14 protein-coding genes are annotated in these 13,180 nt (G+C 40.1%); 3 read left to right on the forward strand and 11 right to left on the reverse strand.

Annotated elements, in window-relative coordinates; all coding sequences use genetic code 11:
- Positions 1-129: 129 nt before the first annotated feature.
- Positions 130-1,620 (forward strand): LysM peptidoglycan-binding domain-containing protein, encoded by a 1,491-nt coding sequence (locus AC0VX1_RS21825; protein WP_475468965.1) that lies wholly within the window; start codon positions 130-132, stop codon positions 1,618-1,620.
- A gap of 24 nt (positions 1,621-1,644) precedes the next feature.
- Here the strand turns inward: AC0VX1_RS21825 and AC0VX1_RS21830 are convergent, their stop codons facing one another.
- Positions 1,645-2,541 (reverse strand): DMT family transporter, encoded by an 897-nt coding sequence (locus tag AC0VX1_RS21830; RefSeq protein ID WP_475468967.1) that lies wholly within the window; start codon positions 2,539-2,541, stop codon positions 1,645-1,647.
- A 43-nt stretch (positions 2,542-2,584) separates the two neighbouring features.
- Entirely contained in the window at positions 2,585-3,718 is a 1,134-nt protein-coding gene (locus tag AC0VX1_RS21835; protein ID WP_475468968.1) for an NADH-dependent flavin oxidoreductase, read from the reverse strand.
- A 133-nt stretch (positions 3,719-3,851) separates the two neighbouring features.
- Here AC0VX1_RS21835 and AC0VX1_RS21840 point away from each other — a divergent pair, with 133 nt between their 5' ends.
- Positions 3,852-4,718 (forward strand): LysR family transcriptional regulator, encoded by an 867-nt coding sequence (locus AC0VX1_RS21840; protein ID WP_475468971.1) that lies wholly within the window; start codon positions 3,852-3,854, stop codon positions 4,716-4,718.
- Between the two features lie 64 nt (positions 4,719-4,782).
- Here the strand turns inward: AC0VX1_RS21840 and AC0VX1_RS21845 are convergent, their stop codons facing one another.
- The 7 genes from AC0VX1_RS21845 to AC0VX1_RS21875 all read right to left on the reverse strand — a co-directional run bounded on the left by AC0VX1_RS21845 (position 4,783) and on the right by AC0VX1_RS21875 (position 10,045).
- Entirely contained in the window at positions 4,783-4,986 is a 204-nt protein-coding gene (locus AC0VX1_RS21845) for a zinc ribbon domain-containing protein (RefSeq protein WP_475468973.1), read from the reverse strand.
- 427 nt (positions 4,987-5,413) lie between these two features.
- On the reverse strand, positions 5,414-5,956 hold the full coding sequence (locus tag AC0VX1_RS21850; RefSeq protein ID WP_369315260.1) for a hypothetical protein: 543 nt from the start codon (positions 5,954-5,956) through the stop codon (positions 5,414-5,416).
- A gap of 80 nt (positions 5,957-6,036) precedes the next feature.
- Positions 6,037-6,192 (reverse strand): hypothetical protein, encoded by a 156-nt coding sequence (locus AC0VX1_RS21855; protein WP_475468975.1) that lies wholly within the window; start codon positions 6,190-6,192, stop codon positions 6,037-6,039.
- Positions 6,193-6,343: 151 nt separating this feature from the next.
- The gene (locus AC0VX1_RS21860; RefSeq protein ID WP_176548671.1) at positions 6,344-7,297 is read right to left on the reverse strand and encodes an ABC transporter permease; all 954 of its coding nucleotides are present in this window, start codon (positions 7,295-7,297) and stop codon (positions 6,344-6,346) included.
- A complete protein-coding gene (locus tag AC0VX1_RS21865; RefSeq protein WP_057276420.1) occupies positions 7,297-8,229 on the reverse strand; it encodes an ABC transporter ATP-binding protein in 933 nt (310 codons plus the stop codon). The genes AC0VX1_RS21860 and AC0VX1_RS21865 overlap by 1 nt, the downstream gene beginning before the upstream one ends.
- A gap of 554 nt (positions 8,230-8,783) precedes the next feature.
- Positions 8,784-9,278, reverse strand: coding sequence for a GNAT family N-acetyltransferase (locus AC0VX1_RS21870; RefSeq protein WP_413023733.1), 495 nt, complete (start codon positions 9,276-9,278; stop codon positions 8,784-8,786).
- Positions 9,279-9,391: 113 nt separating this feature from the next.
- Complete coding sequence (locus AC0VX1_RS21875; protein WP_475468978.1) at positions 9,392-10,045, reverse strand: HAD family hydrolase; 654 nt, start codon at positions 10,043-10,045, stop codon at positions 9,392-9,394.
- A 290-nt stretch (positions 10,046-10,335) separates the two neighbouring features.
- Between AC0VX1_RS21875 and AC0VX1_RS21880 the strand changes: the two genes are divergently transcribed.
- Positions 10,336-11,133 (forward strand): peptidoglycan-binding protein, encoded by a 798-nt coding sequence (locus AC0VX1_RS21880; protein WP_098936249.1) that lies wholly within the window; start codon positions 10,336-10,338, stop codon positions 11,131-11,133.
- A gap of 93 nt (positions 11,134-11,226) precedes the next feature.
- Here the strand turns inward: AC0VX1_RS21880 and AC0VX1_RS21885 are convergent, their stop codons facing one another.
- Together AC0VX1_RS21885 and AC0VX1_RS21890 are read right to left on the reverse strand one after the other, a co-directional pair.
- Positions 11,227-11,760: an N-acetyltransferase family protein gene (locus AC0VX1_RS21885; protein WP_475468980.1), complete on the reverse strand. Its 534-nt coding sequence runs from the start codon at positions 11,758-11,760 to the stop codon at positions 11,227-11,229.
- Between the two features lie 11 nt (positions 11,761-11,771).
- Positions 11,772-12,776: a phosphotransferase enzyme family protein gene (locus AC0VX1_RS21890; RefSeq protein WP_413009060.1), complete on the reverse strand. Its 1,005-nt coding sequence runs from the start codon at positions 12,774-12,776 to the stop codon at positions 11,772-11,774.
- Positions 12,777-13,180 lie beyond the last annotated feature (404 nt).

Below are 13,180 nucleotides of genomic sequence, written 5' to 3' on the forward strand. Positions count from 1 at the left end.
GCGATGGTTAGAAATGCCTTTCCACAATGTACCTCTATTTATATGGCTATTCTCCATAGTAAACTAGTAAAGTTAAATTTTACAAAGGGGAATAAAATCATTGTGAAAAAATTCTTTGGATGTTTTATTATGTTAAGCCTTCTTTGTATGTGTCTCTTTCCTACCAGTGGTCATTCATCAAGTAAAACCCAATCCATAGGTTCTGTTAAAGCGGACAATACAAAAGTTTTTAGTTCTCCTAAATTAGGTTCCACTCTATTAAAGACCTTAAAGAAGGGCGAAGAGTTTCCCATCATTTCTTCTACCGTTGGGGATTCCGCGGGGCCCATCATTCATAAAGTGAAGTCTGGAAACACACTATGGAAAATAGCAAATCAATATGGTGTTTCAGTAAGTGAGCTGCAAAAAGTAAATAAATTAACTTCTTCCGAAATAACTGTTGGCCAAAACCTGAAGATCCCCCAGAAATATAAGATCCATAAGGTTGTATCAGGCGATACATTGTGGAAGATTTCTACTAAATACAAGGTAACAACAAATGATTTGACGAAATTAAATAACTTACGCACGGTTACCCTTAAAGTGGGCCAAAAATTGAAGGTTCCTGATTATTACTACCAGGTTCAATTGCTTGGCGGAAAAAAGGGCTGGATAAAGAAATCCCAACTTCAAAATAAGGCGCAAAATCGTATCGTCATGGGCTGGAAGCATAATGGATCGAAAGAAAACTATACCCAGCAACTTAAACACCCCAATTTGAATGTAGTATCTCCCCGTTCTTATACGCTGACGGATACCGGTAATTATGTTTCCGTTTCTGTAGATGCAAAATACAACCAAACTGCACATAAACAAGGAAAACAAGTTTGGCAGCTTATCGGGAATAAATTTGACCCTGTATTAACTGGTTCTGTACTAGGCAATACAAAAAAACGCCAGAAATTAGTTTCAGCTTTACGCGATTCACTTGTTAAAACGAAAAGTGATGGAATAAATGTAGATTTCGAAAACATCGACCCAAAAAATAAGAAGGACTTTGTACTTTTCATAGGCGAACTGAAAAAGGCACTAAAACCGCATGGAATTAAAGTGTCTGTGGATGTCACCCGAGAAAATGACGACCCTTATTGGTCAAAAAGCCTAGATAGGAAAGCACTTGGCAAAATAGCGGACTATATAATCATAATGGGTTATGACGAGCATTGGGGAGGGAGCCCGGTAGCCGGGTCCGTTTCCTCGTTACCTTGGATCAAAGAAGGAACCAAGCTTTTAATGAAAGAAGTACCTGCTCATAAGATCATATTGGCTGTACCATTTTATACGAGAGAATGGGTGACCGATTTGTCGACCAAAAAAGTGAAAAGTCATGACCGTACCATGGCTGAGGTCAACAAAATCATTTCAACTCAAAAACTTAAAAAGGTATGGGATAAACAGACGCAACAAAATTACGTGGTGTATACTTCCAAAGGGAAAAAGCATCAAATTTGGATAGAAGATAAAAAATCGATGAAGCTCCGTATGGACCTGGTTAAACAAAGTCATCTTGGCGGTGCAGCTGCTTGGTACATTGGATCAGAAACCCCTGACATTTGGGATGTCTATCATTTTAATCAATAGGTACATGCATAAAGGAAAAAGGCCTCACATTGTGTGCGGCCTTTTCTGCATGACATCATTTTCAGTCGGTCCAGTCGTTTTAAGTGAATAGACCACCCCAATGAATATCAAGGAAATACCCAGAATTTGAATCCCGTCCGGTTTAAATCCTGAAAGCAGAATATCCAAAAGGATGGCAACTGCCGGATCGACAAAAATCATGAAAGATACTACATTTGTAGGCAAATGGCGAATACTATTAAAAAACAGCAAATACACGACGCCTGTATGGATGATGCCGGTAAGCACCGTATAATACCATTCGGAAGAATTTAACGTTGTATATACGGAATAATCGACAAAAGGAATCAGTAATAGAAATCCAATGAACATTTGCAGAAATGTGGTCGCATATACACTGGTCTTTGTAATGCTCTTTCCTAAAAGCATGGTTGCCGCATAGAAAAAGGCAGCAATGATCCCATACATGATGCCCTCCCATTCAGGGGATGATGATCGAAATCCATCTGTTCCCATAATGAGTAATGTGCCAATGAAGCAAAGGGAAATGGCCAAGATGGAGAATACATTCATTTTCTCCCTAAAAATGAAGCTCCCTATAATGAGTACAAGGATCGGCGCTAAATGATAAAGCGAAATGGCGATTGTCACCGATATCAGCTCAAAAGATTTAAAGAGGAATATCCAGTTCAACAAGTTGGCCACCGCGCAGAAAATGATGAGCATTACCTCCCTGCCATTCCATATTTCGTTCTTGAAATGTCCGGTAATCATCCAGGCTGCACATAAGAAAACGGCAGCACAAATGCAGCGAACAAAAACCAGTTCCAATGCAGGAAGTCCTGATAGTTCCGAAAAGAAACCGACAGAACCGAAGATTGTCATGGCTAGAGACAGTTGAAGAAGTGCTATTTTATTCATTTAATTTCCCCTCATGGAATTTCCATTTTTCACATTCATACTATCATTTCTCGGGCATGCCGTCACGAGTCATGATATTCGCCCACATTTGATCCGGAATCATTAATGTGCACCTGCTATCGCGCGGTAAGGCTGTCATGATTTCCTCTTCCCTGCCTTCCTTTATTTTGGCGGCCCAGTCCGGTTCCATCAGCAATTCCCTTCCTAAAGCGAAAAGCGGTATATTTTTCTCAAGCACAGCATTTGCTTCCTCTGGAGTATGAATCGATCCAAGTGATATGAAACTGGTCCTGCCAGCGATGACATCGCGGAGAATTTCGGTCCTTGTCAATCCCCTGTTCAATCCGCTTCTAGGCATGGACCAGACATTTTTAACAGAAAGATGTAAATAGGAAAGCCCCTGAGTTGCCAATTCATCTACCAATGCGGCTGTATCATCCATTTTCAATCCGCCTTCTTCCGGTTCTTCGGGGGAGAAGCGATACCCAATAACGAATTCCTTGTCTGCATATAGATCACGGATCCGCTTCACCTCCGCAATGACGGCAAGTGGAAAATGCATTCTATTCTTCAAACTCCCTCCCCAATGATCTCTCCGTCTGTTAGAGTGGGGTGAGAAAAACTGCTGCAGGAGATAGCCATTCGCTCCATGGATTTCCACACCGTCGAATCCTGAACGAATGGCATGGCGGGTGGCTCTTCCAAAGTCTTGAATAGTGGATAGAATCTCAGTGTGGCTCATTGACCTTGGAATGTACTCTTCGCCCATTCCTTTATAAACGCTTGCAATGATTCCGCTCGGACTAACCATTTTTTCTCCGCCTGTACAGCTTGGAAGGCTCTCGCTTCCGCCATGATGAAGCTGGAGAATGGCTTTTGCACCTTTGGATTTGATGGTTTTTGAAAGCTCAGTGAGTCCAGCGATGCTTTGTTCATCATATACTTTCATTTGCCGGGGAAAGCTTGTCGCAACAGGGGAAATGGCGGCAGCAGCAGTAATGAACATGGCAGGTCCATCCGCCCTTCTTTTATAGTAAGCTAATTCCTCGTCAGAAACCAAGCCATCCTCTTGACCTGAATAAGTGGTCATCGGCGCAACTACAATCCTGTTTTTAAGAACCGTTCCATTAGAAAGCGTGTACGGTGAAAAAATTTGCCCGTATTTCCGTTTCATCATTTTCCATCACCCATTCGTATTTTAATTTGTAATGTTATTGTATTCTCGACCACATCATAAGTAAAATGAATGTTTTTCATTACTTGGATTAGAGTTTCTCATGTACAATTCATAAAAGAAGGGTGTGGGGCATTTGAATTTTTTTCAACTGGAAGTCTTTTTACATGTTGTTGAACACGGAAGTTTTACGAAAGCGGGAGACCGGATCGGACTGACTCAATCAGGCGTGAGCCATAACATTACAGCACTTGAAACGGAACTTGGTGTGACTTTATTGAAGCGTGACCGAAAAGGTATAACACTCACGACTGCGGGAGAACAAGTCATTCCGCATATGCGGGCCATTGCTGCCAACCTTGCACATATCGAACAAAAGATTGCAGCTGTGAATGGAATGGAAATCGGTAAAATAACGATTGGCAGTTTTCCAAGCTTCACTGCCAGATTCATACCAAAGCTATTCTCTATCTTTAAAGAAAAATACCCTAATATCGATTTGCTGATTCATGAAGGTGGATATGAGGAAATCTTAACATGGATCGAAGAAGGAACAGTGGACATCGGCTTTGCAGCAAAACCAGTAAAGAACGTGGAATTCATCCCTCTGCTAAATGATCCTCTATCAGCTGTCATATACGAAGGCCATCCGCTTTCAGGGAAAACCTCATTGAACCTGGAAGACTTCGTTGATCAACCATTCATCATGCTGAGATCTGGCTGTGAAACACTCATAGAAGATAGATTCCTGGAAGCCAAGATAAAACCAAACATTTCATACGACATTAAAGACAATCAAACGGTGCTCTCAATGGTAGCAGGAAAATTAGGCATCACGATTATGCCAAACCTGGCTTTACCGGAAAAACCCGAACACCTCAAAAGCCTGCCCTTGAACCCGGAACTTTCCCGGGAGATCGGATTGGTCATGAAATCAGCTAAACACCTTTCACCCGTCGCCAAGGAATTTACAAAAGTCGTTCAAAATCACTTCATCGGGTAATGGGCAGTATGAAAAAACAAGAATCCCCTTTTCATGTAAAAGGGGATTCTTGTCGTGCCAATGATCATCCCAAGAATAGATCCAGCAGATTACTGCCTGCAGATGATTGCCTATTATAAAACTCCGAATAACCGCACTGCTTGCAATACACAACCGTAAATTGATTAGTCTGGACATCGAACATTTTTGACAAGCCTGTTCCTGTCATGGCTACATCCTTCTTAGCAGCATCATTGCTTCCGCATTTCATACAACCCTTTTCGCTCATGATCCTTCATCTCCCAAATTTATTAAAATGATAAATGCTTATAAATACCGGAGCTTCCCGGCACCGTTCATAATTACATATACGGATAACCTGGATAAATGGTTTCGGAATTCATGCAAAAATATGTAAATTCCAATGAGTACTGTTTTATTGGCTGCCTTTTTTATTACGGTTAGATTTTATGGTAGACAAGGCATTTTACACACTAATTGCAAAATAATAGATTAAAATCATATGCATAGCGTCACTTATAGGAACGGGGTAACATCAAGCTTAAAAATAACAAATAATGCATATACCCCAACAAATATGATCGGATAAATGATGTAATGATAGATGAAATTTTTTATGAACATATTCTTTATCGCATCGCTTTCTTATTCACTTAAACAGCTAAAACCGATAATCGGGGACGCTGGTGAAATCATTAAATGACATCTGCATCATCCAATCGTATTTCTGCGACCCTTCCACCTGGTACACACCAGAATTCCAAGGTAATATTTCGTTTATGGTCAATGTATCCGATAATATCGGCTCCCTGTTCATAACTTTTATAATAATGTTCTCCGTACTTCGAAAGGACGTCCGCTTTCTTACTTCCTAATTTAATGCCTTTGCTTGTTTGAAGGGAGTTTTCAAATTGGGCGTCGTCCGTACTTGAAATGATCAACCGCATGATTTTCCCTTTATCCTCGTCTGTATTGATAGAGGCCGTTTTCAACCCGCCCTTCCAATAATAATAATCATAAGCCTTATTATTATCCTGATCGATGGGTTCTCCATATTCCCTGATGAATTCCGGACTCGATATGTTATCAAACACTTTAAATCCCCCGATAGATTCATCAGACAAATCTGTTGATTTTGTCAATTTTTGAGAGAATGCCGAGTACACATAGAACCCTAACGCTATTCCAATAATTGTAAAAACAATGACTAACTTTCGTTTATAATGCATTTTCCCCATCTTTAAACCTGCTCCATCTCTATCAGATTATTTCCGCGAAGTCCGCAATTAACCAGTGTATTGTTCATATGTACATGGAGCTACTGACTAGCAAACTGGTAGGAACTGATCCCCATTACGAACCCTCCGCTTATCCCGATCACTACGCCAGCAACTGTCCATTGTGATATCACCATGCCCATTAGAAATAAAGAAAATCCTATAAGTCCAATTAATAGAACCTTGTTTTTATTCATTTTCCACCCCTAAACCCAACTGAATATCCTCATATTATCTTATACGGATAATTTTGGATAAAGGTTTCACTTTATGCCAGATTCAAAGCAGCAACATTCCTGTTGCATAAGAAAACCGAAATCAGCCACTGATTTCGGTTTTTCGCTCTATTTAATTAGTGATATCTTTTTTCTGGAAGAAGAAGAAAGTTAGCGCTAAAAAGATAAGATAATAGATCCCCAGTACACCCATCGAGAATCCAAGTGTAGCTCCATCGAACATGTCTATCGTTCCGGAAATATAGCCCCTTAAATCGAGATGGGGGAATAGGACGAATTTTAACCACTCGTATTTTCCGATGAATGATTGAATGACCATATTTAATGTCGAAGAGGCAAATAGGATGAAAATGGATATACCTACTGCAAGTGCTTGGTTTTTAAATAATGTGCTTAACATGAAAGCGATGGTCGTGATGACCAGGAATCCTGGTATCCAGTAAACGATCATGTCCACGAAATATTCGCCGACTACCACCGGACTGAATTCGAAAGATGCAGGATCCATGATTTTGTCTGAATACGAACCATTGCCAAAGAATATGATTCCGATTAGATAACTGAATATAAGCAGGCTCGCAAGTAGTAACGCTGCAAATAACAAGGAAGTAATATATTTGGAAAGAAGGATCTTCCAACGTTTATAAGGCCTGATCAACAGTTGTTTAATGGTCCCATCGGAAAATTCCGAGGAAACGAGCGAGCTACAAACAATAACGACGAATAAAGTGACAAATGATGTTAATGATGTAGTCCATTCAGCCATATAGGTCCAATTCGTGTTTAAGTCAGGGTTTATATTATCAGCCAACAGTTGCTTGTTGTAAGTAATTTCTTCCATGATGGCGGCTTTTTCTTCTTCACTGATTTCCTTAGCTTCCAAAGCCTTTTCCTGTTCTTGGATATCGGCGTTTAACTCTTGCTTCCAATCTTTATTCGTTTCGTCAGGACTTAGTTTATAATCGATGACCGCAGCCCCTAATGCTGCCAATAATAGAAAAGCGATGAATATATAAGTTGATACTTTTGAAAAGATTTTCATCCATTCATTTTTTACTAAGGACATCATACAGACTCCCTCATTTCCTGCTCAGTGATTTCGAAGAATTTATCTTCCAGCGATTTTCTGGTTATGCCAATTTCAAAGACATCCAGATCATTTGCATTAAAACTCCTGTTTATATGGGCTGTTTGTTCTCGGGTGGCCGATACGGAGATTTTCTTCGCACCATTTTTTAGGATCGTGATATCCGCAAACTGTTCTTGAAGGATTTTTTTAGCTAGCTTCCCATCACTGACGGTGAATGACACTTCATTGATCGTTTCGGTTTTTTCATCAACAATATGTTCTTTCGTATGGATCAGTTTTCCCTTTTCGATAACGGCAAAACTATCACACATCAATTGCATTTCCGATAGTAAATGTGATGAAATCAATATCCCGACGCCTTCACTTGCCAGTACTTTCAAATAATCACGAAACTCGCGAATCCCTTGCGGATCCAAGCCGTTCGTCGGTTCATCAAAAATCAATAACGACGGTTTATGTAAAATGGCCTGTGCCACGCCAAGGCGCTGGCGCATTCCCAATGAATAGGTTTTAACCTTCTTATCGATGGCATGATCCAGTTTGACAAGCTTAATGACCTCTTCTATTCTCTCATTGGATATGTCATTGGATGACATCCGGGCATAATGCAGGATATTCTTTCTGCCTGTCATATATTTATAGAACTCCGGATTTTCAACAATGGCCCCCAATTCATGCATCGCACCTTCGAAATCATGATCGAGGTCACTTCCATTGATCATGACCGTACCGCCCGTACGATTGATGAGACCTGTGATCATACGGATGATCGTGGTCTTCCCAGCACCATTCGGACCAAGTAAACCAAATATTTCATTGCTTTTTATTTCAAAGCTAACATTGTCTACGATGGTTGCTTTTCCAATTTTTTTAGTTAAGGATTGAACCTTAAGAACCGATTCAGACATATAATACCTTCCTTTTTTATGAATTTCCAAAATCACACAAATTCAACATTACCATATTATGCATATTATTACTATACTGATATTCTTCTAATTGGGTATATTGAACCAATGCCTCCGCCGACGTCAACTTCCCGCCCCCATTATCCAAAAACACTGCCTTCACTTTTTTCTTCGAAATAGCAACAACTCCTATATATCGTTACCATTTTATACGATTCCGTAAGAATAAAGTTTCAAGATTATTTTATCTGATAAGGAAAATTCACTATAATTTATACAATATATAGGTAAATCCGATAGAAATAGCCAGACCCAATGCAAATAGAAGGATTTTTCTAATAATGGAAGGTAAGAGCTTATATATCATCATTAAAATTACATCGATGAAATTTGTGGGTACTCCGGAGCCGAACTCTTTGATTTCTTTCTTTTTGCCAAATAGGGCGAACCACATTATAAAAAGGCCGCATAAAATAAAAATGATGGAAAAAATCTTATATCCCATTGTCTGTCACCCGTTTCCTCATAGGCTAAACGATATTGTTATTATTATCTTAACTTTCAAGTTTCAAAATGAATTCTTCAACCTCTTTGCCTCTTGCATGGGAATATCCTTTGTCCTCATCGTCTCTTTCAAATCCGCATTTTTCCAGCACCCGGATGGATGCAAGGTTATCCTTGGCTGCGCGGGCATAAAGAGGGCGGACTTTTATGTTCGGCAAAAAATGGAGCAGTGCACATGTAGCGATCCCTTTACCCCAAAATTGCTTCCCGATCCAATAACTCACTTCCGGGTTACCAAATTGTTCAAACTTGAGAATGCTGCCTGCCACACCCCCATTGCAGAGTATGGTCTTTTTTTGAATATCCCGGTTCGATAAGATGTTCTTCCAGTGTGTCAAAAAAGCCGTCTTGTCTGATGGATCCTTAGATGTGAAAGCAGCCATATAGTTTGCGGCAGGATCCAATTGCTGCTCGAAAAAGATAGGAAGATCACTCTCCTTGACCTCCCGCAAGCGGACTCCTTCGTCATTTGTTTGCAATCCCATAAACTCATCCCCCACACCAATATATAACATTCATTAAAACCAGAAAAACCGAAGACTCTGCCATCTTCGGCGCGGTTTCATTCTTTCATCTTACTATAATTGCCGTTGAACTGTTATTGCTCAATATGCTTGATAACGTCAGACAAGCTCTTATCCGCCATGGATCGGAGGCGTAAATCATGATTTTCAAAAGCTAAAGCGTCCGTCACGGGATTTGGTACGATTACACACTTCAACCCAGCAGTCAGGGCCGCTTGAAGCCCATTTAACGAATCTTCAAATGCTACGGCTTCTGCAGGCTGAATGCCTAGGACTTCAATTGCCTTTACATACAAATCGGGCGCTGGTTTAACTTTATCAACATCATCCCCTGTGATCATAACTTCAAAATAGTGTAACAGTCCGAGTTCCCCCAAATGATGAGTGACCCACTCTTTTGTCGAGCTTGAAGCGAGGGCGATTTTATATCCATTTCTTTTTGCTTCTTCTAGATAATCCTTCACACCTTCACGTGCCTGTGCTGTTTTCATCTTTACTTCATGGAGGCTTTTTGCTCGGGATTCAATTTCTTCAATATTACACCTTTCCCCCAGCTGATCTTTGAAGTACTGATTTAGTTCAGTATTATCGGTTCCGATACATGTAACAAAATGTTCGAGAGGCAAATCAGATTCATAAAAAGCCATCGTTTCTTTATAGGCCTCATACCAAACCGTTTCCGTGTCTAAAATTAAACCATCAAAGTCGAAAATAACTGCCTTAATCATATGATTCCCTCCTTTAACCTTACAATAGAATTTATATTAACTTAAACGTACATGAATGAATGCCCCTGTTCAACCAAACGGTTCCGGTAGTTTCATATGAAACTTGATTTTTTTCCATAATTCGACAATTGATAAGGATATGGTAACCCGATGTCCGCCTCATTTCTTTTCTTTATGTTACATGTTTTAACAATTACTTAGTGCCTTCGCGGTGTTTTTCCTTAACTGCGCCTAAAAGAGTGATAGTTTAACGAATGGTTTAATTGCAGGAAACAACGAGGAGGATAAACATGAAGAAAATTTTATTAACGATCCTAACGGCTTCTGTATTCATTCTAGGAGTTTGCATGCCAACTAAAGGCGAAGCCGCTGCTTTGGATCGCACACTTTCATTTGGAATGAGTAATAGTGATGTTAAAGAATTACAAGAATTATTACTGACAAAAGGGGTTTTTCCCTATCATGAAGCAACAGGTTACTACGGACCGATTACAAAGGAATCCGTAAAGAAGTTTCAGGAAAAATCAGGGCTGAAAGTCGATGGAATATCAGGAACACAAACGAATCAGAAAATACAGGTACTGAAAAGCGGGGATATGGGAAGACCTGTAGCTGAACTGCAAAGGCTATTGAAAGCCTGGGATGTTTACTCATCAACGGTCGATGGCATTTATGGATCAGGTACAAAACAAGCAGTCATGAACTTTCAAAAGCAAAAGGGATTATCAGCTGACGGTATAGCCGGTGCACGGACCTTCAGTAAATTAGAAGAAAGAGCCAGTTCAGCAAGCTCAGCCGTTAAAGAACTGACGGTTACAAGTACAGCTTATACAGCAAGCTGCGAAGGATGTTCAGGCAATACAAGAATGGGTGTCGATTTAGAAAAATATGATGATGCCAAACTGATAGCAGTCGATCCGAACGTGATTCCGCTAGGCTCCATCGTGGAAGTCGAAGGCTACGGACAAGCCATCGCTGCAGACACGGGCGGTGCGATCAAAGGAAACAGAATCGATGTATTCATCGCAAAAGAAGCGGATGCTCTAACGTGGGGAAGAAAGCAAGTGAAGGTAAGAGTCATTAGATAATGCATGACCTAAATATCGATTTACTATAAAATTAGATACATAACCAAACCGCAAAGAGCATGTAATGAATCCATTCATGCTCTTTCGGTCTGTTTAAACCAATTTGTACATGATAATGTCATCAACGTATTCACTTTCGCTCATCTTGAATTCTTTGATTTTACGGCCTTCTTCAACAAACCCCAGCCGTTTATACAATGATATTGCCCGATTATTCGTTGAAAAAACTCCTAAACTCACCTTTTCAATCAACGGATTGGCTTCTGCCCAATCCAATAACGCCTCAATAAGCTCTTTTCCAATTCCCATCCCTCTGAAATTTTTTCTGATCATCACCCCAAATGAGCCCTTGTGGAACATTCTCTTCCTATTTTCCGATTGAAAGGCTATCCATCCAACCACTTCATCATTCATTTCAGCCACGATGATGGTTTCCCGTTCATTTTCCAATAAGCTTCGTATCCAATCTCGTTGCTGTTCAGGTGTTTTATTGAACTCCTCCGATACGGCAATAAAATACTCGCCTTCGGAAATAACGGAATTCTGAACATCCAAAACCGCTTCCGCATCTTCCAATACACCAGTCCGGATCATATATGCAAGCCGATTATTTTTCATTCCTGGCATTCCAATCCCCCTTAATGAACCATGTTCGGATCGAAGTGAACAATAGTCCGGCCTTCCATGATTCTTTGTTCGATTTTTTGAACGGTGTTGGATAATGAACGATCCGCATTCTTCAAATCATACTTTTTATGAAAAAAGTTATATAACGTTAAATCCCTTAGCTTTAAAAATAGAGGAATCGTTTCGTATTCCACAGGTGCCAGGATATTTTCCGTCTCATACCCTTTTATGAATTCCCTCATGAACTTGGCAGCATATTCATCGAGCCCTTTTATCCCTTCACGTTCCAAACTCCACATCAGATAGTACAGAGGGATCGCCAAATCGCTGGCAAACCAGTGATATGAACAGTCATCAAAGTCAAAAACATGAATCCTCCCCTCATGATAATGGAAATTGCCGTTATGTATGTCAGAATGAATCAAGCCAAAATTATCTTGATGAACGGAAAGGGCATTTAAATGCTTGTTGATTATTTCTTGTTGGCGTATCACTTGCTCCGGTACATCGGATTGATAGAGGTGGACATTCAATAATTCCTCTTCATGCCAATCCAGCCGTTTATATTTCGCTTCAGGCTTATAACTTTTTGTTTGTTTATGCATTTGGCCAATGGTTCTTCCCCATTCAAAAAATAAAGGTCCATCGAAATGTTCATCAGTGACTTTCATCCTAACACCAGGAGCTTTTTCAAACAGGCAACAATAAAATTCCGTACCATCCGAGCCCTTTACAATTTCAACTAAATTCTTTTCTTTCGAAAAGAGAACTTTAGGAATTTCACTCCCATTATTCTGTAAATGCTCAATCCACTTTAGCTCCGCAAGCACTTGATCTTTTGTACGATGTGATTGATGGGTCATTCTTAAGATATATGGCGTTCCATCCCTGTAAACCTCAAATACGTAGTTCTCTGCATCTCCAAGTTTAACCGGATTCCCAGCATTCACTTGAAAAAAATCCCCCGCCAATTTCACCAATTCATTAGAAAAAATTCGTTCTACCGCTGCTTCCATGATCTTCACTCCCATTGCCAACATTATTAATAAAAACGATTTATACTATGCTTTATACGATACTAAGATGCCATTTCCCTTTATTTGTATTTTATAAATCTAAAAAGTAAAGATATGTTCTTTTGCATAATCATTTATTAATGGCTCCTTCGTCTTTCTCAAAGGCTGTTTTCACATACTCTGTTGTATTTACCAAGTAGTGAGGTGTGGTTGATTTCCCCTCCAGATGCTCGCTTTCCTTGGTGCGGGCGGTGAGCCCCCTCGGCGTAAACGCCTGTGGGGACTCAACTGTCCCGCCGCTCCCGCAGGGGTCTCGCACTTCCGCTCCAATCAACCTTAGATAGTTTCGTTTTAAAAACAACAACCTTTACGAAAAGAGCCTTCTCAAAAAAAAAACGCCCTAT

This window comes from Peribacillus sp. QJM3NY_7 (assembly GCF_056173225.1).

Coding starts and splice junctions, on each gene's coding strand:
- AC0VX1_RS21825 (WP_475468965.1), top strand. CDS start 130: ATGTTAAGCCTTCTTTGTATGTGTCTCTTTCCTACCAGTGGTCATTCA.
- AC0VX1_RS21830 (WP_475468967.1), bottom strand. CDS start 2,541: ATGAATAAAATAGCACTTCTTCAACTGTCTCTAGCCATGACAATCTTC.
- AC0VX1_RS21835 (WP_475468968.1), bottom strand. CDS start 3,718: ATGATGAAACGGAAATACGGGCAAATTTTTTCACCGTACACGCTTTCT.
- AC0VX1_RS21845 (WP_475468973.1), bottom strand. CDS start 4,986: ATGAGCGAAAAGGGTTGTATGAAATGCGGAAGCAATGATGCTGCTAAG.
- AC0VX1_RS21850 (WP_369315260.1), bottom strand. CDS start 5,956: ATGGGGAAAATGCATTATAAACGAAAGTTAGTCATTGTTTTTACAATT.
- AC0VX1_RS21855 (WP_475468975.1), bottom strand. CDS start 6,192: ATGAATAAAAACAAGGTTCTATTAATTGGACTTATAGGATTTTCTTTA.
- AC0VX1_RS21860 (WP_176548671.1), bottom strand. CDS start 7,297: ATGTCCTTAGTAAAAAATGAATGGATGAAAATCTTTTCAAAAGTATCA.
- AC0VX1_RS21865 (WP_057276420.1), bottom strand. CDS start 8,229: ATGTCTGAATCGGTTCTTAAGGTTCAATCCTTAACTAAAAAAATTGGA.
- AC0VX1_RS21870 (WP_413023733.1), bottom strand. CDS start 9,278: ATGGGATTGCAAACAAATGACGAAGGAGTCCGCTTGCGGGAGGTCAAG.
- AC0VX1_RS21875 (WP_475468978.1), bottom strand. CDS start 10,045: ATGATTAAGGCAGTTATTTTCGACTTTGATGGTTTAATTTTAGACACG.
- AC0VX1_RS21880 (WP_098936249.1), top strand. CDS start 10,336: ATGAAGAAAATTTTATTAACGATCCTAACGGCTTCTGTATTCATTCTA.
- AC0VX1_RS21885 (WP_475468980.1), bottom strand. CDS start 11,760: ATGCCAGGAATGAAAAATAATCGGCTTGCATATATGATCCGGACTGGT.
- AC0VX1_RS21890 (WP_413009060.1), bottom strand. CDS start 12,776: ATGGAAGCAGCGGTAGAACGAATTTTTTCTAATGAATTGGTGAAATTG.